Here is a 22,753-nt window from a genome sequence, read left to right on the forward strand (position 1 = left end):
AGTCGAATGACCTCACAAGAACCGTCCCTCCGCTTCCCACAAATCAACCTATTCCTCCTGGTCCACCGCTGGAATTAACGCGATTGTAATGGACAACTTCTCCTAATTTTTCTGCTTGTTTGTTTTCATCAGGGGCTGTCATGCCAGATTTCTTTTCGAAATATAACACTAACCCTATCACAATGGCTACTGGTGCAAATAAGAATAAAAATATCATTCTAACACCTCCAATTTTATACTATTTAACATACGCTTTTGGATTGCCATTAGTTTCATTTATTTGAAAAAAAGAAAAAGGGACGGTTCTTGTAGGTCAAATGACCTCACAAGAACCGTCCCCTATGTGTTTTAACTTTTCTAAGACATCCTCGATTATATAAAGCGAAACTTCCATCAGTCGGTTTCTTCCTCCCCCACTGATACCACTTTCTCGAATTCTGCTAAACTTACTGTTCGTTAAGACTCGGAACCTTCTATAACTTATCCAATCACTTCTAGAAGATGGTCAATTTCTTCCTTTGAATCAGCAGAAAAATGGGCATAGCTATTGGATCTTACCGTATAATAGACATTGTGCAATTTCCCAGCATAGCCGTATTTCAATAGCTTTGCATATTGGTTAGGACTTAGCTGCACTTCCATCGTAACAGTATTTGAATGATAGGACCCTATTTGATTGAAAGCTGTCTCCTGTATTGCATTTACTTGATCTTTCTTAACAAAAGCGCTAATATCTGAAAGCGTTTGATTATTAGTATTCATTTCCTTCTCTCCCTTCTATTTTATAGCTTTATCTTACTCTAGTTAGTTATAAAACACTTAACTTTGCTTACTATTTCACATATTTTTCATAATCTCCATACAATTAAATGGAAAAAGAACCCCTTTGACAACTAGCATGATAGTTTTTATAATGAAGAACGAATGAAATAATAAAACCTTATTTTTAGGACGTGGATTTTTCTAGAGGTAACTCTATTTTCGCCACACAATTGTCAGTAGACAGTTGTGTGGCTTTTTTACGTTCAATGGGAGGAGAAATCAATTTGAAAAAATGGCATTATGCTTTCATCGTTTTTTTAGGCGGCTGCTGTTATGGAATATTATCAACCTTTGTTAAACTCGCATACACAGCCGGCTTTTCGGTCGCCGAAGTAACCGGTGCACAATATTTATTTGGAGCCTTGATTACTTGGGTACTTATTTTATTTACAAAAAAACACAAAATTACGCGCGTTCAAGCTAGCAAACTACTATTATCTGGTATCCCCTTTGGATTAACGGGAATCTTTTACTATCAATCCTTACAGACACTAAATGCTTCTCTTGCAATCATTTTGCTATTTCAATTTGTTTGGATTGGTACACTTTTTGAAAAAATCATCTATAAAAAAAATCCCACCTTGGAGAAAGTGGTGTCAATCCTTATTCTTCTAATAGGCTCTATCCTTGCAGCCGGGATCACTTTAGAAGGAGGAGGAAATATTGCCGGACAAGGCATCGGTTGGGGTCTACTATCTGCCTTCACATTTTCTACATTTATTTTTCTAAGTGGATCAGTTGGAAAAAATACTCCACCATTACTGAAAAGCGGGCTGCTTTCCACTGGTGGGTTAGTCGTTGTTTTTGTAGTGTTCCCTCCTGTTTATTTAGTTGATTTACCAACTTTAATAGGGGTAACGCCATACGGATTACTTCTCGGACTGTTTGGAGCCGTTCTCCCACCTCTTCTCTACTCGATTGGGATGCCACGTACTGGACCAGGGCTTGGCACAATCTTAGCAGCCTCCGAACTTCCAGTAGCTGTTTCCATGTCTGCACTCGTTTTAGGAGAACATGTCAGCATGTCACAATGGATCGGCGTTGTGCTTATATTGGGAGGAATTGGAGTAAGTAATATTAGGCTTTCCAAAGCTAAAGTGTTGGTGGAATATTGATAAGTGAAGGACGGTTGTGGGGGTCAAATGACCTCATAAGAACCGTCCCTCTACTTCCCTTGCCAAATGACCTCACGAGAACCGTCCCTCTGCTTCCCTTAAAAAATGATGGGTGAAACTGTTTTTATGAAAGGTTAGTGAGCCTAAGTTATTTTTTGTGTCGATCATCGAATTATTGGGTAGGACTTCGTGGGTAATTATTTCTTTCCATAGATAGGGAGAAGTTGTTTCCTTTTCATGAATGATGTAATCATTTCCGCAATAGCGGGACAGCTTCTTGTCCTTTGTTCTTCTTTGTTTAAGCTGGAGAATGCTTTTTAAAGCAAATCCTGGTAATCCTTCAAAGGACTGATTTTTTATGGGGCTGCTTGTAATTTGATGAACGGTTCGATTTTTTTCTTGTTGAAAATACACCTCTGCCTGAATGGAAGATGCCATATGAGCGTCGCCAGATAGGATAATGCATACACTTGGATTCCATTCTGCTATTTGTTGGTGGAAAAAGAAAAACCCTCTTCCATTGAATTTCCACCATTCCAAATCTAAACTTCTTTGCAACGATGGCAGGATATTTGTTAGCGGCATAATATAATTTTTCAAAAAAGATTCAATTAAATGAACACCGTATAATGGAGTAGCGGAGATAATTACTAATGGCGTCTGAGATTGCCATCCATTCGCAAATAGTAGCTCTGATAAATGCTTCCATTCTTTTTTACGAATTAAATTTGGTCCATTTGTCCGCTGTTTAAGTACATTTCCGACAACATAGGTTCGTTCTGCTGGATAGGCCCGTTGTGTTCTTGTATCTAATACGAGGCTTCGAGGATTGGTTGGTGCCACATAGCTCCAAGAACGAAAGGTTAATAGCGTTTGAAGCCACTCTTCATATTCTGGCGTGTTGCCTTTTAGCTTTTTTGTATAATTGCCTATTATGGTGGGAAAAGACGAGGGAAAAGCAGTTGGAGCATTGCCCCATCCTTGAAAAGCCCAATAGGTCGTTAAAGCATTCGCAATGACATGATTCCCGAGCGGCGAGCTAGCCACCTTTTCCTGCCATTCTTTTGAAATATTCCAGTCATCTGTTACATCATGGTCATCAAATATCATATAGGTTGGAATATTCGCCAATAAACGGCGCACCTTTGGCAAGCATTGCTGGAATATTTCCATTTCCCTTTGCTGCTCGTTGTATTCTTTTTTTAATGTACTTATTTTTCTTTCATAATCTTTTCCCTGCTCTTCCTCTTCCTCCAGATAAATCTGATTGTCTACTAAATAATCCTCAAACTCTTTTACATACCCCTCCTTCCTTGCCAGCTCCCAAAGTTCTGGATTCCAGCTTAAGCTATACATAGCTGCATACTCCCCAAGTGTCAAAAGATGATTTGCACCTTTTCGCGAAGTAAATTGACAGTACTTTTTTATGATTTCTTGTCTTCCATTTATTTGGTTGATGGCAGTTTGGAGAGACTTATTTTTTAATTCCTTACATAATTCTTGTAACCGTTCTTCCTTTCCCATCAACTGTTTCCCTAATACAGATAAATAGGGAGCGATGGGCGATGGGACGTCATCTGCATAAATCTGATCCCCTGTTAAAAAAAGAGCACTTGGTCTTTTCTCCAAATGAAAATAAGACTCCTGCAGTTTTTCATCCCCTAAATATAATGCATCTGCTCCAATTCCGTGCAGCTTGCGACAGGAGCCATATAATATATTTCGTTCCTCTGTTTCTGGAATATAAAAGGTAGGATATTGTAAGTTTCCGTAACAAATAGAGGCTGGATTATTTGGGGACAATAATTCAAAATCACGTAAATCATAGCTTTTCAGACCATTTTTAAATTCAATATTATATCCTAGTAATGTTTGAGTGGGAAAGCTTTCTGATTGTGGCTGGATTTTTATTAAGTAGATATATAAATTTTTTCCTAATCGAATGATTTGTGTATCAGATTGGACTGTGATGGGTTGATAAATATATTCTTCTTTATCTTGATTTAGTTGAATAGCATAAAGCTTGACGTTTAATCGATATTTCTCCCTTAAAGCGATCCACAGATAGGCTGAAGTTTCCTCCACTCTGCGCACCATTGGGCCAGATAATATTAACGGCAGATTCATCATTACCACCATCCATTTCTGTTCTCTTACAGCCTATTCAGAAAAAGGAGGGGATATGTTTGTAGAATGGTGGGACATGTGGGGTCTGGTTCCTTGTCCCGCTCAAAAGAACATTATGGAGCATTTGTCTTTTTATGGTGCCAGGTACTTGATTATGACATCTGTCTTTTTGTGGTGCCTGGCACCTGATTGAACTATCCTCCATCCTTTGTTATGATGAGGATAGTAACCTTATTTTAATAATAATGGAGGAAAATTCCGTGAACGATAATCATACAAATGAGCAAGAGGGCAAAAAGAAAATTAGCTTACAGGAAGCGATGAAGCAACAGTTAGCAAATAAAACGCAGCAAGGGCAAGGCGGAAAAGCAAGTTTGAATGGCAATCAAAAAATGCAGAAAATGAAAAGCCAGCTGACGAAAAAGCCAAATAATCAAAAGAAACGCACAGGTGTGTAATGAACGGTCAAAATAGAAAAGACATCGCTCCAGGCGTTCACGTTGAAATTGTTCTAAAGCAAGACCAAAGAACAGGAAAGCGAACAGCAGGCATTGTAAAAGATATTTTAACAAAGTCACCATCTCATCCTCATGGAATTAAGGTTCGCCTAGAAGATGGACAGGTTGGACGAGTGCAATTGATTAAAGAAAGATAATCAAAAAGGGCGATCTCGGTATAAGAGTCTTATACCGAGATCGCCCTTTTTCTCTTTTAGACATAACCTTCTTTTTAAGCCTCACATTAATTTTCCATTTAATTACAAAAACAATCAACATCATTTCACTCTTTTTTAGCACTTCTAGCATGATTAATAATGAAACAAATTCAAACAGTTTTACGAATGTGTCCCCTTAAATCTCTTGAACAATCTCTTTTCTGTTAGGAGCAAGCGGTGGTTGTTCTAACCATTTATTTTGTACCATAATATTAAACCATTTCTTTGTTACCATAAGATTTTTAAGAATTGTACCCTCGTATGCTGTTACAAGATCTGTACGCATAGCTGATGCTAGTCCTCCCCCATGATAGTTTTGTGCTGCTTGAAACAAGAATCCTATATGATACATCATTAATTTATCGGAAAAAGGAGAGTCCGTTGAAGTTGTCACTTCTGTTTCCCAAGATTTCGGAACTGGTAAATTATCGGATTGCATTATTTTGGTAAATGTTTTTATTTGACTATCAGCCGTGTTCTGGGAATCCGATAAGAACTTTCTTACTTCTTTTGTTTGAGCGACCTGACTGAATGCGATAGAAAGGGTTTTAGACATAATGCTTTTTTTAATGTTGAATGAAATACTAATGATTTCTGTTGCTGATAATTTTCTTCCTTTCCCGAAAAATCCATCTATGAAATCTTTACTAGAAATAAATTCAGGGTTTTTAGCTGGATAAAATAAAGGGTCTCTTTGAAAACTTCCCTTCTTCAGCAATAACTCAATTGTTCGATGGTACATCTTTTTTGCATCGTTATCACAGGAATCATAAAATTCCCGTAGATCTTTTCTAACAGAAACGGTTAATGCAGTAGTGTGACCTAACAATCCATGTAATGTCATGATATGTAAATAATTCAGGCAAAATATATCGGTGAACAATCTCTGTTTCCCTTTAAAGAGATCCGTTTCAGTAAATCCTATTGGAACTGGAAACCCCTCGTTCTCCATAAGAGCTACAATTTGTTTCTTTTGTTTCGCAAACGTCTTAATAGCATCCACAAAAACAGCTTTAATAGATTCATCCTCAACAATGGAATGCATATACCTATTTACAATATCCACTGCTGTTCCATTTATATACTCTCCCCAAAGCGTCCCTATTTCAGAAGATGTAAGTTTTAATTTTGCATCATCCATATTATCACCTCATAGATATCATTTACCAATTCTACAGGTAGTATGAGTCCTCTTGAGAAAAAAGATGCAGAGGAACGGTTCTCCTGCTTCCCTGCTACTATTTCATCCAGATTTTCTTTATTATAATGAAAGAAGTGATAGCATAATTTAAAATTAACTTATAAGTTATAGGCTGACTACCTTCTTTTTTATCAATATTTCTTTAAAAGGTACCAGACTCTACATACTCTAAAGAATAAAGAAAGAAGGAAAACGGAATGACCGAGAAAAACAAAGTAATTATTATAGGGGGAGGAATTGCTGGCAAACTCGCTGCAAGAGTTCTATCAGAGCATTTTAAAGAGGTTATTATCCTAGAAAAAGACTCAAAAATTCTAGAGCCCACACCAAGAGAAGGTGCTAGACAGGGAGAACATCTCCATGCCCTTCTCCACGCTGGCCAATATGGACTAGAAGTGCTTTTTCCAGGGATTACTGCAAAGTTTTACGGCAGTGGTGCCATTAAGATTAATTCCACAATGGATTTATTATGGTTTCATCATGGCGGCTGGAAGCTACGTTATGATGGAGGATATACGACAACGCTTCAAACTCGCCCACATTTGAATACCATATGGAGCAATACATAGAACAAATCCCTAATATTACATACCAATACCAAGTAACAGTTAAAAATTTTTTATATCAAATAGACGATAACAGGGTTACTGGGGTGAAAATACAACTATCAAACAACAAAAGCACCGAACTACTCTACGCTGATCTTGTTGTAGATACGAGTGGATCGGCCAGCTTGACATCCACTTGGTTAGAAAAAGCAAAAATAACAGTTCCACAGGAAAAATTAGATATTGGTTTAACCTATGTAAGCCAAAAATTTAAACTTCCTGAAAATCCAAAGAGAGACTGGAAGATTAAGCTCATCTATCCAAATCCTCCCCAAGAAAAAGTTGGCGGTACGATTTCAAAAGTAGAAGGGGATCAATATATTGTTACGATCATTGGCTATCTAAATACTATTTCCGGAAAAGAGATTATCAAGAGGGAAGATGGATTTTTAGAACTAACCAGAACGTTGCCTAAACAAGATATCTATCATGAACTACTAAATGCAACACCTTTAAATAAACCATCCATTTACCGGGTTCCACAAATTAAGTGGAAGCGAATAGACAAAGTAAAAGGCTTTCCTAATGGTCTTTTGTTAATGGGAGATACCATTTGCAGAATTGATCCTGTCTTTGGTCAAGGAATGAGTATTGCTGTATTGGAAGCACTAGCTTTGAGGAGTATTCTTCAAGAGCAGAGGGTTTCGATGCAACAAGCTATTACAAGTTACCATAAAAAAGTCGCTCGGATTATCGCCCCCATTTGGAAGATGGTGATTACCGAAGTTTTCCGCTATCCAGCCATCACTGGCAAGAAACCACCCGAGTTGAACATTCAACAATGGTATGCCAAGCAAATTTATCTACTATCCATCGAAAAACGCGATGTTTATGATTCCTTTATTAAAGTCATGAATTTAGTAGAACCCATTACCTTTTTAATGAAGCCAAAGATTATCAGTAGCGTACTAAAACGCATCTTGGTGAAATAGGAAGCAGAGGAGAGTTCTACTCTTCCCTCACAACAAAAAGGGAAGCATAAGAACTCCCCCCTATGCTTCCCTACTATGAGGTGGGACAAAGAACCTGTCCCACTGTCCCATTATTTAAATAATAAAACCTTACCTACAGTACCGTCACTACTTTCGCCAACTACACGAATTTTCAATCCAGTTGTTGGGATATTACGTCCTGCTTCTACGTTTCCTGGATTGCTGTAGTCTGCACTATCATCAAATAATGGTGTTCTTTGTGTAAAGTTATCTTTTAATGTTGTGCCGTTAATTGCGGAATAATCTAATAGCATTTTGTTTGATTTCGCTAAACTAAAGGCAGCATCATTTAATTGATAACGTGTAGATCCAACTACTCCATCACTCCAGTAATTTGTATGCTGGTCTGCATCAACTACACCTAAATAGCCGTCTCCTGGATGGATTCCTGTCCAGTTATCGCCATATGCTTCATCTACGTACCAAACTACAAGACCTGGATCGTAGCTCATTAAGCTAGCACCGCGACGAATATGAGAAAGACCTGCATCTACCCCGTTATGGGATCTCCATTCTAATAGATAATAATGCTTAGAATAGAATTTACCTTCGTCTTTCTTAAAGCCCTCTAAAGTAAAGGCAGAGTCACCTTCTGCATCATCTGTTACTACTTCTGAACCATCAACCGTTACTTTAATATCATCCACATAGAAACCTGGATTAGCAACAGCAACGTCTGTCCAATAATTTAATTCTACTTCTACTTTTTGTCCAGCATATGCACTTAAATCAAAGATTGCATCTACCCATTCCCCATTTGTGCTTCCTGTAATTCCGTTACCTGGATTTTGGTCATTTGGATTTTCTGCCGTCGTAATATTACCTTTAATAGACTCTCCATTTACTTTAACAGACGCATAATCCCAATCTACTTCAATATCATACCAAGTTTTAAACGTTAACTCAGCACTAGTTGCATTCGTTAGGTCTACAGTCGTTTTCATGGAATTATCTAAATTATTTCCACTGCCACCAAAATATTCATATTGTCCACTTGCTGGCGTGTTCACATCTGTTGTTTTATCTGGAAGATTTATACGAACTGCATCATTATTTGTACCCTTTGTTACAGCTTCATCAATTAATAATTCTGTCCCCTTACTGGTGATATCTTCCACATTTAAAGTTGTACCGCTTAACCAATTACCACCGTGTGCTCCTTGTAAAAATTCTTTCGCATAAGCACTAAATCCACTTGGCTCTGTACCTGGGACATCACCAGCCCAGCTTCCACTTGCCATAATCGACCAATAAGCTACTGCTTCTCCGCCACCAGTATATTGTGTATCATACTCATCAGGCAATCCTAGATCATGGCCGAATTCGTGAGCAAATACACCAGCAGCTCCATCTTCCGGTTCAATTGTGTAGTCATATGCACCAAGTAAACCACCAAAACGATCACTATTAGAAGTTCCACCTGGTACAGCAACTAGGTTTCCTAAATTCCAGCGATGGGACCAAATAGCATCTCCACCTAACGCACCTCCACCTGCTTCTTCTCCAACACCTGCATGGATAACCATTAAGTGATCAATGATACCATCTGGCTCATTATAAACACCATCACCATCATAATCATCACGATCCCATACATCGTATTCACTTAAGTCGACATTAGGATCTTGTGCTGCTTTTGTTAATGCTTCATATACTAACTCACGAGGTCGTGCATCACTATCATCTGGTCCTGGATAGTTTCCTCCATAGTAAGCCGCCTCATGATCAGCTGTATACCAGCCAGCAACTTCTCCTTCTACCGTATAGCTTCCACCAGATTGCTCTTCATAAAATTGTTTCATAGAAACAAAGTTTTCCCCATTCGGACCTTCATAGCCATCTTCACCAAAAATCATATTTTGGAAATGTTCATGTGTGTAATCTTCATAGAACATATCTGTTTCATCTTTTGTGATAGAACTTTTCTCATAATCAGGGAAATCAATTGCTAGAACAAGTACTTTATCTTCACGAACTTCCCCGTTATACGCTTCTTCTTCTACAGAATCAACCTTATTTTTCTTTGCTTGTCCCAATTTATTTCCTTTGCCTTTTTGAAGACTATTGGTCGTTTCTTTTTCACCCTTTGTTTCTAATTCAGATAAAGCTTTTGGCAATTGATCCTTTGTTGCTTTTTTAGCACCTTCCGCTTTACCTTTTAAATACTTTTGTAAAGCTTCCTCTGCTTCTTTCGGACTTGCATCCTTTGCTAATTTCCCTTCCTTCTTCAGCATCTCAATGAGCCGCTCATCATTAGCAATGCCTAAATCAATAGGAGCTCCTCCGTAATTCGAGATAACTTCCTTGTAAGCCGCTTTTGCAGCAGCCTTCTCAGGTGGTCCATATAACCCCACTGAGAGGGTACTAATTCCAAGTACCGCAGCCAATGCTGTTGTTTTAAGCTTCTTCTTAACCACTAATAAATCCCCCTCTAAACAAGTATGTAATTATTACAAGATTCAATATTCTAAATTAATAATCAATAATCCTTTTTATTTTTTCAAAATAGTACTTTTATATCAGAAAATTTTCTATTTTCGAAACTTAATTCTCCAATACTTACTATCTTCATAAATTCCGAACTAAATTATAGGCAATATAATCATTCTCCTAGAAGCCATCCCAAAAGATAGACCAAACCCTTGATATCCGTAGACTCTTAGATAGTCCTATTTTTATTTAATTCGCATCACAAACTATATGAAAATATCAATACAAAAAGCAGTTACTATAGTGAAAAAGGAAGCAATGGGAAGCATGGGGACGGTTCTACCGCTTCCTCGGAAGCAGTAGAACCGTCCCCATGCTTCCCTCAAATAAAAAAACGCAAACCAAGTTGTTTGCGTTTTTCCTCTTCATATGATTTCTTTATGTTTGTTTTCTTCTGTTATTTCTGCCAGGCAGCCTGATTTATTGAATCACTTATTAACATCCATTGCTGACTGATTGTATTTTTTTAATAACTTGGCAAATGTTTCCCGTTCTTCTTCTGACCAGACTTTGGTAACTTCGGCAACTCTGTTTCTTCTAAACTTTTTTTCTTTTTTCAATTCTTCTAATCCTACTTCCGTTATCTGGAGGGTATAAGCTCTTCCATCTGTTTCGTCAGGGATTCTGAACAAATAGCCTTTTTGTTCCAAGGCAGCTGCCTGTCTACTTACAGTGGAAACATCTAATTGAAATTCAGTTGCTAGCGATTTAACACCAGCTGGTCCTTTTGTCACTATTTCATGTAATAGCAGATAAGCGGACCGATCAAGATTGCCATTTTTTTTATGGGAAGACGTATGAGTAACGCGTCGTATTAATATAGATAATTCAATCTCAAGTTCTTCCAACGATTCTTCATACATTGATTACTACCTCACCGTTTAAATATTTCTTTAAAAATATGATAGCATACTTGATTAAAGATTTGTAATGGACAGGGAGAGCCGAATATATATAAAGAGAATTGACGTTTTGGAATATAGTTGTATAATACAAATATATAGTTTCCTTATACAACTACTTTTTTCAAAAAAATAAAGGAGGAAAGAAAATGTTCGCGCATGATATTATGGTAAGCCAAGTATATAAAGTGAAGGAAAGCGACACAGTCCGATCGGTTATCGAAAAATTCATCGATTATAAAATTAGCGGTCTTCCAATAGTCAATGATCGAAATGAAATTATTGGTTTCATCAGTGATGGTGATGTGTTGCGCTATATTGGTAAACATGATGATCATATTATCGACAGTATTTATTATGCGGTTGTGATTAAAGGCGATGATGAAGATTTTGATCAAAGATTACAAAGTCTATTACATTTGAATGTAATGAAAATCGCGAAGAAAAAGGTTGTTAAGGTAGCTTGGGATGAAAAAATAGAAATTATTGCGGCGGTATTAGGTAAAAAGCAAATAAAAAAAGTTCCCGTTGAAAAAAATGGGGTCTTAGTAGGCATTATTAGTCGCGGCGATGTAATAAGAAATTCTTTCAAAGAACTTATCTAGTACATTCATTAGAACAAAGGGAATATAAATAAAGGGGAGAAAAATAAATGCCATCTTCACAATCTGTATCAGCAGATTCAACAAAAAACAATTTAAATACGATAACGGAAGGTAGCTTGTTAAAACAGCCTAAAGCAGTATGGGCTGTATTTTTTGCTGGGATTATCGCCTTTATGGGTCTTGGTCTCGTGGATCCAATCCTTCCTGCTATTGCAGAGAAGCTGGATGCCTCACAAAGCCAAGTAACACTGCTCTTCACTAGCTATAATGCGGTTATGGCCGTGGCGATGCTTATTACTGGGATGATTTCATCAAGACTTGGAATTAAGTGGACACTTATTTTAGGTATTGTAATCATTGCTATTTTCTCTTGCTTAGGTGGACTATCAAACGGAATTTGGACGCTTGTCGGACTTCGCGGAGGATGGGGTCTTGGTAATGCTTTATTTGTAGCAACTGCGCTCGCAGCGATTGTGTCTCTTTCAAACAGCGGTACGGCAAAAGCAATTATTCTTTATGAAGCAGCGATAGGACTTGGAATCTCTGTTGGCCCTCTTCTTGGCGGCTGGTTAGGAGCTATGTCCTGGAGAGGTCCTTTCCTAGGGGTTGCCGCTTTAATGGTCATTGCCTTTTTCGGTATATTAATTTTAATGCCAAAAGCTACTTCACCGAATAACACGGTTAAGCCAAAAACATCTTTAGCAGACCCGTTTAGAGCATTAAAGCATCGTTCCTTGCTTATTTTCGGGATCGCTGCTGCATTATATAATTTTGGGTTCTTTACATTGTTAGCCTATGCACCATTTGTTATGGGCTTGGATGAACATGGGTTAGGCTTTGTATTCCTAGGCTGGGGAATTTTATTAGCTGTGACTTCTGTCTTTATGGCACCGAAATTACAGGCTCGCTTCGGAACAGTGAAATCTATGTGTGCGATGTTAACATTGTTTGCCGTAGTGTTAGTTGCTATGGGAATCTGGACATCAACACAATGGGTCATCATTGCAGCTGTTATTGTAGCCGGTGCTTTATTAGGCAACAATAACACACTTATTACTACTGCCGTGATGAACGCCGCTCCTGTTGAACGCTCCACCGCTTCAGCAGCATACAGCTTCCTACGCTTTATAGGAGGTGCCATCGCTCCATTTACAGCCGGAAAATTAGCGGAAATATTTAACCCATCTGTACCATTCCTTGTTGGAGCTGGCTTTGTATTAGTTTCCGTGTTCTTTATCTGGTTTAATAGCAAACATGTAAGCCATGTAGATGAAATCGGTGCTGGGCATTAAAAACGAGAATTAGTTAACCATCATTTATGCTACTCTCAAATAAATTTACAAAAAATCCCCATCTACACATTCTAGATGGGGATTTTTTTGCACGCTTATACTGACCTCTGTCCTTGTGAGAAATACAAAATGATAGTATTTGTCTTTTTGTGGTGCCTGGCACCAACCAAATATCTTACTTCAACCCAGTCAACGTAATCCCCTTAATAATATGCCGCTGGAAGATTAGAAATACGATGATAAGTGGGACGACTGCGATGGTTGCCCCGGCCATGACGATTTCCCAGTAGGTTTGGTTTTCGCCGGAGAAGAAGGCAAGTCCGACGGGGAGTGTACGCATTTCTTCGGTTTCGATGACGATAAGTGGCCATAGGTACGCATTCCAATTTCCTAGGAATGTGAAAATACACAGCGCCGATAAGGCTGGATAAACCTGCGGAATGGCGATTTGAAAGAAAATCTTGAATTCATTTAATCCGTCTATTCTTGCTGCATCAAGTAGGTCATCTGGGATAGATTCCATAAACTGTTTCATGAGGAATATCCCAAATGCTGATATGACGCCTGGAAACATGATTCCCCAGTAGGTGTCAACCCAGCCTAAATCGGTAGACATGATATACCAAGGAATAATAAGCATTTCAGTAGGAATCATGAGAGAGCTCAAGATAAATAGGAAGATAATACTTTTCCCAACAAAAGAAAATTTAGCAATGACATACCCAACAATGGTATCAAATAAAGCAACACTTAATGTAGTAATAATTGCAACGATAAAGCTATTCAAAAACCACTTACTAAATAACGTATCCACCATGATTTTCCGGTAATTATCTAAGGTAGGATGATCAGCGAGTAGTTTCAGTCCATACACTTCCGATGGCGGTTTAAACGACGTCGACACCATCCAAACAAATGGAAATAGCATAAAAATCGCACCCACAATCAACAGAATATAGACAATCGATTTTTTAAAATACCTTCTTTTTTTCAAGTCTTCACCCCCATAAAAAAACTAGTATTCAAATTTCTTCGTTAATACCTTCATTTGAATGATTGTTATAATTAAAATAATGATAAATAATAGAACCGTTGCTGCGGAAGCTAGACCCATATCAAAATGTTGAAACGCTAATTGATAAATATATAACACAACAGATATAGTGGAATTTAATGGCCCACCTTGTGTCATATTCTGGACTTGTGTAAAGGTTTGTAAGAAGCTAATACTGCCAATCACGGCGGAAAACACGATTGTTGGATTTAATAAAGGTAAGGTAATATGAATAAATTTATTCCAGCTATTCGCCCCATCAATTTCCGCTGCTTCATAGAACATTTTCGGGATATTCTCAAGGCCAGCTAAGAAAATAATCATTTGGAAGCCTAAGCCTTGCCATATCATCGTTAAGATAATAATATAAATTGCTTGATCTGGTGATTTTAGAAAAAGCTGTGCTTCGAATCCCAATTTCATCAGGATATCATTCACAATCCCGTTATTCATCAGGATCCATTTGAAAACCCAGCTTACCGCAACAATACTTGTCACATATGGAATAAAATAAATAGCTCTAAAAACCCCAACAAATTTATTAATCCTTTGCAGGAGTAAAGCAACACCTAATCCGCACAGCAGCTGCCCAATTACACCGAAAACAACATAAATAAACGTATTTACTAGTGATTTCCGAAAAACTTCATCCTTAAAAAGCGTTACATAATTATCCATCCCAACAAATGGTTTATCCTCCGAAAGAATATCCCATTCCCGAAATCCTATATTAAAGGTATAAAGTGTTGGTAAGAATCGAATCGAAATAAAAAAGAGAAGAGGAATAAGCAAGCACGTATACACAAATATGTATTTTTGCTGTTTCAACGTGAATCGAGCAGTCTTTTTTTTGACAATAGAATGGTTCTTACTAGCCATGAAGCCCCCTCCTTTCTGAATAAAGAAAGACGAAAATCGCCTTTCTTTATCCCTTCAAATTTACTTTTTACTCCAATAATCATCGTAGAGCTTCTGTGATTTCTCCGCGAATTCCTCATAAGCATTCTCAATAGAAACCCCATTTAGCAATACTTCATTCACCGCATCAATAACATACTGCCTTTGTGCCGTTTCATCGACATAGAATTGGGCATTTGCATAAGAAAGCTGTTCAATAAATGGACCATATAATGGATCATTTACGTATTTATCCTGTGTTGCCACTGCTTCTTTTGCTGGTAATTCCCCAACTTCATCAATCCAGCGTTCCATTACTTCCTCGCTTGTTAAAAACGCTAGGAATTTTTTCGATGCTTCTAATTTTTCTCCTTCCACTTTTGCGGTAATCCCATTTGCCCAGAACGAAGATTGCGTTGCTTTTTCTTTATAGGATGGCAGTGGCGCAACTCCATAGTTTAAGTCTGGAGCATCTGTCGCCAAAGTTCCTAAACGGAAGGAGCCATCAATATTCATCGCTGCATTGCCTGTTTTAAAAGCTGTTACATCATCTGTATAAAAACCACTTTCCCCAACCTTATGCTTGGATCCAATTTCCACTAGGTACGTAAAGGCCTCTAATCCAGCAGGGGTATCATCCCAAAGAATTTGCTTTCGATCCTCACTTAACCCTTGGCCGCCAGCCTGATAAACTAAGGCATCATAAAACCAGTTATTCAACTGGGCACCAATTTCATATGCCATTCCTTCTGTTACTAATTTTCCATTTTCTCTGACTGTCAGCTTTTTCGCATAATCTACTAATTCATCCCATGTCTCTGGTGGACTATTCGGATCTAATCCTGCTTTTTCAAAAAGATCTTTGTTATAAAAAAGTGCTAGCGTACGAACAGCGGTTGGAATTGCCCAATATTTATCATCCAATTTCGCTGCATTTACTAATGAGAAGTATTCACTTTCGATTTGTTCTACTGGGAATGTATCTTCCGGAAGTGGCTGTAAATAGCCAGAATCAATATATTTAGGAAGCCAGCCATAGTATAAATTAATAACATCTGGTCCTCTTCCAGCCGGTACTAATGTAGCAACCTTCTCATTGTATTGCTCATAAGGGAAAGTTGTTTGCTTTACTTTAATGCCTGGATTAGCCTCTTCAAATTCTTTAATTAGCTCATCCATTAAATCAACCTTTGCTTTATAAGCATACTGCCAATATTCAATCGTTACCGTATCACTGTCTTCTCCCCCTGATTCTTTCCCTTTTGAGCAGCCAACTACTACCATTAACACCATGAGAAAAAGAAATACCCCTAATAACTTTTTCAATAGAACCCCTCCAAGTTAATTATTATTGCTCAGCATATTGTAGCTATTATGGCGCAGTAACAGCTTATAAGAAGTAAATTTCTGTCTATATGTCTCTACTTCTTTTGAAAATGAAGCTAGACTTTGAGTGGACCGTATCCGCTGTCTCTCTGTTTCTTTCGGATTAGGCCCCCCAAGAACGGAACGAACCATGACAAATTGATAAGGATCAATCGCATTTTTATAGTGCTCCTCTGATAAAATCAATTGGTTTCCCAAGATTTCATTGGCAATTTCGTTAACCAATGCTGCAGAGCCATCCTTAATTTTTTTCCCAGCATCCGCTAATCGCCGGACTAACACTCTTACAATCGAGTGGGAATCGCGGAAGGATAAATGATACTCTCTTACCAATACATCTGCTAATTCCGTAACGGTGGAAAATCCCTCCCTGCAACGAGTAAGGAGCTTATCTACATTCACCTCGATATGTTGAAGTATTTCTGTCAGTAGTTCGATAATTTGATAGGAATGGGAAAAACCATTGATAAGAATAGGCTGAATATCATCCCCTATATCGACAATGTCTCCAAATGGCGCGTTATGTGGCATCATAAAAGCTGTGTTTACTTCTCCAATTGTTCTACTTATTAGGGATTTCGTATGTTCTAAAGATGATGGGTTTCTTTTTTGAGGCATAATGCTTGATGTTTGCACTAAGCTTTCATCTAGCCTGATTGCGTCCACTTCATTTGTCGCAAAAAACATGAGATCATGGGTAAATCGAGACAAGGTGCTTAAAGTAATTTTGATGACACTAGCTATTTCAAGCATATAATCTGCAGCACTAATAGAATCATAGGAATTATCCATCGGCTTTTCAAAGGCCAATTGTGTCGCCATAAACTGTCGATCGATCGGAAATCCAGAAGTCCCTAAAGCAGCAGCTCCCATCGGTGACTCATTGATTCTTTTTAAAAGGGAAATGCCTCGCTCCAAATCTCTCTCTAAACTACAATCAACAGCTAAGAGATAATGGGCAAAAGTAGTTGGCTGTGCTTGCTGATTATGGGTGTATGCCGGCATAATCGTTAGTTCATGCTCTTTTGCCAGACACAGCAATACCTTTTTTAATTCGATAAGCAGGGTGAGAAAATGCAAAAGCTTTTCACGGGATACCATTCTGTACATCGTCGCATCCATATCATTTCTACTAAAGGCAATATGCATATTCCCGACAAGCTCTTCGCCAATTTCCTTTTTCAAATCCTCTTCTATCATGAAAAATAAATCTTCAAAAACAGGATCATACTTCTTCCCATAGCCATTTGCTAATATTGCCTGGTTTGCTTTAATAATTTTTTCGGTGTCTGCTATTTTTAAAATTTTTTGGCGGGCTAACATAGTAGCGTGGGCGATGTTAATTTCTAATAAATAAGGAAGGAAATGTTCTTTGGTAAAATTATAGGTGGGTTCTAAAATATGGTTTACATAAATAGGTGATCTACTATCTGGCATTAAGTGGCTTCACTCCCATCTCCAAATTGAGTAAACGGCGAGCATTGTTTCCAAAGATATTCTCGATATCATCCTCTCTCATATTAATTTCTCTACAAACTCTAACTTGATCCTGTAAATATCGATAGGAAAAACCTCTCGGAAAGCCATTCGAATCTGTCCCGAATATAATCCTTTCCGGTCCAATCAATTCAAATGTTTTTCGAAATAATGTTTCTAAATCTAATGGATAAGGCATCCATCTCACCCACTGATTGGAGCCAGATGTATCGATATAAACATTCGGGCAGCTCCAGCATAAATGCAATAGCTCTTTGAAGTAGCCTGCGCCAAAATGAGGAATAATGATTGGAAGGTCAGGAAATTCTCTTGCTACTTGAAAAATCGCAAGGGGCGACATATTTTGATGCTCGACAATTCCGCCAGCTCTACCTAACAAACCAAAATGAATTAAGACCGGCAGTTGATTGTCTGATAAATATTGCCAAACTGGCATCAGTTCTTTATCATGCAATGGTCTATTAACGAGTGGCCCAAACATTTTATAGCCTTTCAATCCTAATTGTTCAATCGCTCTTTTCAATTCTGGCAGGGCATCGCTATTTTCGATAGCATGATGGGCAAAGCCAATAAATCGATTCGGATGCTGGTTAATTTTCGCAGCCAGATCATCATTGTCCTCCGCTGTCAGAAAGTTCATGACCTCCACCCCATATGTATCAAGCTCTGCTAGCCATCGATCCATAAGTGGGATTGCTTGTTGCTCTTCTGTTTCCTCAGAAGGAGCGGGAAAATCCCAAGTTAATCTCATTCTTTCCGATCTTTCTTCGTTATACGCATCTCCCGTTTTTGATCTTTTGATAAAACTACTTCCTTTTTTTGCAGGTAAATGCCCATGGATATCCACCACTTTAAACTCATTTGGAAAGAGCATGTATATCTCCCTTCTAATCTATTTTTTCACCTAGACAATAATGCATCTTTTTTCATACAAAGCACCGTTGCGCCAATCAAGGAAGCTTGCGGCAGCTTTGTTAGCATAACCTCTGTTCTACTTTGTTCAGGTAGATATTGCTCGATTTTCTCTTGCAGCTTCGGCAAAAACCAATAGCCTGATTTAGAAATCCCTCCACCTAATACAATGCACTCAGGATTAAGCAATGCAGCAACATTAATTAACGAAACAGCAAGATGGTCCAGCGCCTCGTTAATGATTTCCATCGCCAAAGCTTCTCCTTCGATGGCTTTTTCAAAGATTTTTTCTGCGCTAAACTTTGTTCCCTGCATCCCTCGTTTATACTGCTTCACGATAGACGGACCACCAACCTGATTTTCAAGAAAACCATAGCCCTCAAACACCGATTCAAAGCCTTGACTAGCCTGATCTTTATTGGTAATCATATAGCCTATTTCTCCAGCTGCAAATTGACCACCGCGAAATAGCTCTCCATTAATTACAATCCCGCAGCCTACTCCTGTACCAATCGTTATTAACACTACATGGGATTTATCTTTGGCAGCACCTTTCCAACACTCTCCTAGCACCGCCATATTCACATCATTTTCTATGTGGATTGGAAAAGGAAAATGCTTTGCCATCTTATTTTTCAATGGATAATCGAGCCACTCTAAGCTTGGTGCCTCCATCACGATTCCCTGATCCGAATCAGTGATTCCCGGAGCACCAATCGCCATAGCCAACACCTTTGCATGACTAATATTCTTGGCTTCTAACATACTGTTCACTTCATCTACAAGTAAATGGATAAAATCTTTCTGCAATCCATCCTGCGTATCAATTTTCCGGTGAAGGATACATGTACCATCCAAATCCATAATCGCAATTTCGGTAGAGGTGCCCCCAATATCCATACCAATTGTATATTTATATTCTTTATTAAAAAACAATTGGACCGGCTTTCTTCCCCCTCTCCTCGCTGCTACCATGCTTTCTTTTTCATAAATCCATCCCTCTAGCACCAGCTCATCCACCAATGCAGATATAGTCGGTTTGCTTAGCTTCAATGCTTTTGCCAAGCTCGCTCTTGAATAAAGCTCCCCTCCATCCATAATTTCTTGCAACACTTTCCTTTTATTAATCATCTTCAAGTAGTTGGGAGTTCCTGACTGCACTATACTCATGCATTCCTCCATTCACAGTAGTTAGAGTTAGTAAACCTTACTTACTTCTTAAATAGTGTATGATTGGGGTATGGGTAATATGTTTGGAAACAGGGGGACGGTTCTTCTGCTTCCCTTTTCTTAAGAGGGAGGGGCGGGACAAGGGGTCAGACCCCTTGTCCCAACTTCATATTTTAAGCTGTTCTTCTATTTCTTCTCCTCTAGCACCAAGGTATATAACCTTTTTTTCTGGTATAAACACACGATAGGTGACAATTCCGGCTTCAGCTATCTCTTGTAAGAAGTCTAAAAAAGGAAGAGAGATATTAGCGATTGCCTCAATTACCTTATTTCTATTAAAATCATCTGACACTACCAAGTTTACTTGGGAATCTGTTTTAAATGCAGAATATACTCCTTTATAGGTGGCTTGCCCAGTCGCAACTTCTATTTCGTATTCATTTATCCCTCTTTTGGACAATTCGTTTAAGAATTGAGAGAAATCTATTACACCACTACTTCTTCTGCTAATAATTTCTTGAAACTCGCTTTCTGTTACTTTGTCATTCATACATACTAACCTCCAATTATGATTTTAGATCCTTCACTTTGCTTCATCATTTTAACCTTGAATTTACTTCTTATTCTTGTAAAAATAGGATATTATTTATATCAAAACGAAAAAAATCATTAGGTATGAAGGCTGTATGCATACCTAGGAATTCAAACACTTCTAAGGAAGCACTAGAACCGTCCCTATGATAACCAAGCCACCGTCAAATCCCTAATCAAATGTGGCAATGTCTCAAAGGAATAAGGTTTATACACTCTTTCTGTCCAACGATGGGCATCCATCCCATATACGCCAATATTAATTGCTGGAACATTCAGCTCTCTGATTCGGTCAACGGGTACCGGGTAAATACTTTTCCATTCTGGGAAATTATGAATAAGGGAATCTATTTCTTCTTCTGTGTCATGAAGAGATAAATAGCTGCTGTCTGACAGATAGGGGAAAAATCTTTTAATAGAAAATTGTTCGGCTGAAACAGCTTCCCATTTTTCTACCATTCTATCAATGACATCCATTACCCGTTTATCCCTCTCACTTTTTCCTATTAAATAATTATGAGGACAATAAGGTGGTGCAAAAAAGATGATAATACAAGGAACTCCAGTAGCATCCTGCTGCCTTAGGGAATCTACTATTTGAAAGCAAACCTTCCTTGGGTCTTCCTCTTTATGCGTTAAGGCGATTTTTTCCGATATCCCCTCCACATCGACTCCCTGCTTTATAAGCTTCTCGCAATACTCTTCAAACGTATAAACATCTAATTCCCAATTAGGGCTATCCACAGGAAAATGATTGCGTATGGAATACAGCTGATACTGCTTCTGATAATAAGATTCCGTCTTTTTGGCTGCATCTATCGCAATCCTTTTTAATTTCTCAACTACCACTTGTGGGCTAGCCTCTAATATCATTAAATTAAAATAAATATGGCTCGTTACCGCTGTTTGGACATTATAAAAATCTTTCGTATCGCGATGATATAAAACAGACGGAGGAGTCATCAGCTCCCCGTCTACCTGTTCAATTAATTCCATATTATTATTGATCAAACGATTTAATTCAGAGGTTACGAGCGTTGGATCCAATCCATCCAGCGTTCTACCAACATGCGTTTCTCTCCCATATACATAAAAACAAGGAAGAAGCTTGCCAACCGCACCAGTGTAAATATACTTCCTCTCATCCCCTGGAAAAAGAGACGTTATGTAATCCGTATTGATTGCTACAATATAATCCAGTTGTTCCTCTTCTCGAAGTTGCAGTAGCTCATCAACAGCAGCAATTACTCCTGTATGCTGATTTTCTTCTACAGGATTGACCATGAAAATAATTTCTCCATCCCACATATCGCGGTGCTCACTCCAATAAAGAACATTCGCTAAATGAACAGCAATGCCACTCTTCATATCAACAGCTCCACGGCCAAACATCCAATCACCAGACTTTGCTTGTTCTTGAATCTCTTTATTCCCATCCCAGCTTTTGAAAAATTCTAGTAAACTCTCTGGCTTATTTGCTAGTTCCTGAATTTTTCCATAATCCTCTGTCCCAACCGTATCCAAATGAGCATGGTAGATAACAGTCTTTTTCGATTCTCCATTCCCCTTTATCCTAGCAAAAACATTCTTTCTCCCAATCCCATCATTAGGCAAAAGCTGTGTCCACACCATTTCAGGATTTGCTTTAAAATAAGGAAAACTACGCAGAATCCCCTCTATCTTATCAGCAATCTCTACCTCTCCCTTTGTCCCATTGATACTTCGTATATTTACAAGAGAAGTAGTTAGTAAGTTTACTTGATTGAATGTGGATAGGTTTTCAAGATCTTTGAACATTCGTTTCCCTCCTCCTTAAGAACTTATATATTTAACAATACTGAATTTCTAGCACATTGGCTTTGTTAGTGTAAAGTTATCTTACACGCTTTTTCACCTTAAAGGATACAATTCCACAGCTCTATTACCATCTGATACTTAGATTATTATTCCTCAATAATAAAAGGAGGAAAGCTATATGATTCACTTTTAAGCGATATAATAGTTAAAATAAAGGTCTTTTAAAGAAGGAGGTATTGGAATGAGTAAGTATATGCAGGATATTCTTAATTACGGGGATGATGTTAATGACTTTGAAAGTAGCCCATTTGAAAGTCTCAGAATGTTGCAAGATAGAAGTGATATTCAGAAAGTATTTCATCAATTAAATTTAGAAGAGCAGCAGTTGCTAGCTGAATATGATGCTCTCTTATTTAAAAACGTTCATAAAATGTACCGCCGCATTAAGAAAGCGTATGATTTTAACTTATCCAATCAACCCTTTAGTGAGTGGTGGTGGCATCTAGATAAAATAGTAAAAGGAAATCTTCAAATTGTATTATCATCTGAAACAGGTGGAAAAGTTATGTAATGTTTATAA

The 22,753-nt window shown here is 38.0% G+C and carries 22 protein-coding genes; 8 read left to right on the forward strand and 14 right to left on the reverse strand.

Annotation, left to right across the window (positions count from 1 at the left end; genetic code table 11):
- Nucleotides 1-43 precede the first annotated feature (43 nt).
- The gene (locus NYE52_RS19450; RefSeq protein WP_341194576.1) at nucleotides 44-217 is read right to left on the reverse strand and encodes a hypothetical protein; all 174 of its coding nucleotides are present in this window, start codon (nucleotides 215-217) and stop codon (nucleotides 44-46) included.
- Nucleotides 218-480: 263 nt separating this feature from the next.
- A complete protein-coding gene (locus NYE52_RS19455) occupies nucleotides 481-762 on the reverse strand; it encodes a hypothetical protein (protein WP_341194577.1) in 282 nt (93 codons plus the stop codon).
- Nucleotides 763-1,046: 284 nt separating this feature from the next.
- Here NYE52_RS19455 and NYE52_RS19460 point away from each other — a divergent pair, with 284 nt between their 5' ends.
- Complete coding sequence (locus tag NYE52_RS19460; protein WP_341194578.1) at nucleotides 1,047-1,937, forward strand: EamA family transporter; 891 nt, start codon at nucleotides 1,047-1,049, stop codon at nucleotides 1,935-1,937.
- Nucleotides 1,938-2,009: 72 nt separating this feature from the next.
- Here NYE52_RS19460 and NYE52_RS19465 read toward each other — a convergent pair whose 3' ends face one another.
- Nucleotides 2,010-4,067, reverse strand: coding sequence for a hypothetical protein (locus NYE52_RS19465; RefSeq protein WP_341194579.1), 2,058 nt, complete (start codon nucleotides 4,065-4,067; stop codon nucleotides 2,010-2,012).
- Between the two features lie 242 nt (nucleotides 4,068-4,309).
- Between NYE52_RS19465 and NYE52_RS19470 the strand changes: the two genes are divergently transcribed.
- Complete coding sequence (locus NYE52_RS19470) at nucleotides 4,310-4,522, forward strand: hypothetical protein (RefSeq protein ID WP_341194580.1); 213 nt, start codon at nucleotides 4,310-4,312, stop codon at nucleotides 4,520-4,522.
- Complete coding sequence (locus NYE52_RS19475; protein ID WP_341194581.1) at nucleotides 4,522-4,719, forward strand: YwbE family protein; 198 nt, start codon at nucleotides 4,522-4,524, stop codon at nucleotides 4,717-4,719. Before NYE52_RS19470 ends, NYE52_RS19475 begins: the two co-directional genes overlap by 1 nt.
- 196 nt (nucleotides 4,720-4,915) lie before the next feature.
- Here the strand turns inward: NYE52_RS19475 and NYE52_RS19480 are convergent, their stop codons facing one another.
- Nucleotides 4,916-5,920 carry a DUF3231 family protein gene (locus tag NYE52_RS19480; RefSeq protein ID WP_341194582.1) on the reverse strand — a complete coding sequence of 335 codons (1,005 nt, stop codon included), beginning with the start codon at nucleotides 5,918-5,920 and terminating at the stop codon, nucleotides 4,916-4,918.
- Between the two features lie 257 nt (nucleotides 5,921-6,177).
- Between NYE52_RS19480 and NYE52_RS19485 the strand changes: the two genes are divergently transcribed.
- Both NYE52_RS19485 and NYE52_RS19490 read left to right on the forward strand, forming a co-directional pair.
- Nucleotides 6,178-6,549: a hypothetical protein gene (locus NYE52_RS19485; RefSeq protein ID WP_341194583.1), complete on the forward strand. Its 372-nt coding sequence runs from the start codon at nucleotides 6,178-6,180 to the stop codon at nucleotides 6,547-6,549.
- A gap of 83 nt (nucleotides 6,550-6,632) precedes the next feature.
- Nucleotides 6,633-7,520, forward strand: a complete 888-nt coding sequence (locus NYE52_RS19490; RefSeq protein WP_341194584.1) for a hypothetical protein — start codon at nucleotides 6,633-6,635, stop codon at nucleotides 7,518-7,520.
- Nucleotides 7,521-7,630: 110 nt separating this feature from the next.
- On the opposite strand, the gene NYE52_RS19495 is transcribed toward NYE52_RS19490, so the two are convergent.
- The gene (locus NYE52_RS19495; RefSeq protein WP_341194585.1) at nucleotides 7,631-9,997 is read right to left on the reverse strand and encodes an immune inhibitor A domain-containing protein; all 2,367 of its coding nucleotides are present in this window, start codon (nucleotides 9,995-9,997) and stop codon (nucleotides 7,631-7,633) included.
- Nucleotides 9,998-10,498: 501 nt separating this feature from the next.
- On the reverse strand, nucleotides 10,499-10,933 hold the full coding sequence (locus tag NYE52_RS19500; protein WP_341194586.1) for a MarR family winged helix-turn-helix transcriptional regulator: 435 nt from the start codon (nucleotides 10,931-10,933) through the stop codon (nucleotides 10,499-10,501).
- 188 nt (nucleotides 10,934-11,121) lie between these two features.
- Here NYE52_RS19500 and NYE52_RS19505 point away from each other — a divergent pair, with 188 nt between their 5' ends.
- Together NYE52_RS19505 and NYE52_RS19510 are read left to right on the forward strand one after the other, a co-directional pair.
- Nucleotides 11,122-11,577: a CBS domain-containing protein gene (locus NYE52_RS19505; RefSeq protein WP_341194587.1), complete on the forward strand. Its 456-nt coding sequence runs from the start codon at nucleotides 11,122-11,124 to the stop codon at nucleotides 11,575-11,577.
- A 47-nt stretch (nucleotides 11,578-11,624) separates the two neighbouring features.
- Complete coding sequence (locus NYE52_RS19510) at nucleotides 11,625-12,869, forward strand: MFS transporter (protein WP_341194588.1); 1,245 nt, start codon at nucleotides 11,625-11,627, stop codon at nucleotides 12,867-12,869.
- 175 nt (nucleotides 12,870-13,044) lie between these two features.
- Here NYE52_RS19510 and NYE52_RS19515 read toward each other — a convergent pair whose 3' ends face one another.
- The 8 genes from NYE52_RS19515 to NYE52_RS19550 form a co-directional block, all read right to left on the reverse strand.
- Nucleotides 13,045-13,776 (reverse strand): carbohydrate ABC transporter permease, encoded by a 732-nt coding sequence (locus NYE52_RS19515; RefSeq protein WP_341195244.1) that lies wholly within the window; start codon nucleotides 13,774-13,776, stop codon nucleotides 13,045-13,047.
- Nucleotides 13,777-13,884: 108 nt separating this feature from the next.
- A complete protein-coding gene (locus tag NYE52_RS19520) occupies nucleotides 13,885-14,802 on the reverse strand; it encodes a carbohydrate ABC transporter permease (RefSeq protein ID WP_341194589.1) in 918 nt (305 codons plus the stop codon).
- A gap of 60 nt (nucleotides 14,803-14,862) precedes the next feature.
- A complete protein-coding gene (locus tag NYE52_RS19525; protein ID WP_341194590.1) occupies nucleotides 14,863-16,146 on the reverse strand; it encodes an extracellular solute-binding protein in 1,284 nt (427 codons plus the stop codon).
- A 15-nt stretch (nucleotides 16,147-16,161) separates the two neighbouring features.
- Nucleotides 16,162-17,643 carry an argininosuccinate lyase gene (gene argH / locus NYE52_RS19530; RefSeq protein ID WP_341194591.1) on the reverse strand — a complete coding sequence of 494 codons (1,482 nt, stop codon included), beginning with the start codon at nucleotides 17,641-17,643 and terminating at the stop codon, nucleotides 16,162-16,164.
- Nucleotides 17,633-18,577 (reverse strand): amidohydrolase family protein, encoded by a 945-nt coding sequence (locus NYE52_RS19535; protein WP_341194592.1) that lies wholly within the window; start codon nucleotides 18,575-18,577, stop codon nucleotides 17,633-17,635. The genes argH and NYE52_RS19535 overlap by 11 nt, the downstream gene beginning before the upstream one ends.
- Nucleotides 18,578-18,603: 26 nt before the next feature.
- A complete protein-coding gene (locus tag NYE52_RS19540; RefSeq protein ID WP_341194593.1) occupies nucleotides 18,604-19,785 on the reverse strand; it encodes an ROK family transcriptional regulator in 1,182 nt (393 codons plus the stop codon).
- 166 nt (nucleotides 19,786-19,951) lie between these two features.
- A complete protein-coding gene (locus NYE52_RS19545; protein WP_341194594.1) occupies nucleotides 19,952-20,335 on the reverse strand; it encodes a DUF1398 family protein in 384 nt (127 codons plus the stop codon).
- A gap of 185 nt (nucleotides 20,336-20,520) precedes the next feature.
- Nucleotides 20,521-22,173 carry a M20/M25/M40 family metallo-hydrolase gene (locus tag NYE52_RS19550; protein ID WP_341194595.1) on the reverse strand — a complete coding sequence of 551 codons (1,653 nt, stop codon included), beginning with the start codon at nucleotides 22,171-22,173 and terminating at the stop codon, nucleotides 20,521-20,523.
- A 241-nt stretch (nucleotides 22,174-22,414) separates the two neighbouring features.
- Between NYE52_RS19550 and NYE52_RS19555 the strand changes: the two genes are divergently transcribed.
- A complete protein-coding gene (locus tag NYE52_RS19555) occupies nucleotides 22,415-22,744 on the forward strand; it encodes a hypothetical protein (RefSeq protein ID WP_341194596.1) in 330 nt (109 codons plus the stop codon).
- Nucleotides 22,745-22,753: the final 9 nt, after the last annotated feature.

It is taken from the genome of Niallia sp. FSL W8-0635, from assembly GCF_038007965.1.
GTDB lineage: Bacteria > Bacillota > Bacilli > Bacillales > Cytobacillaceae > Niallia.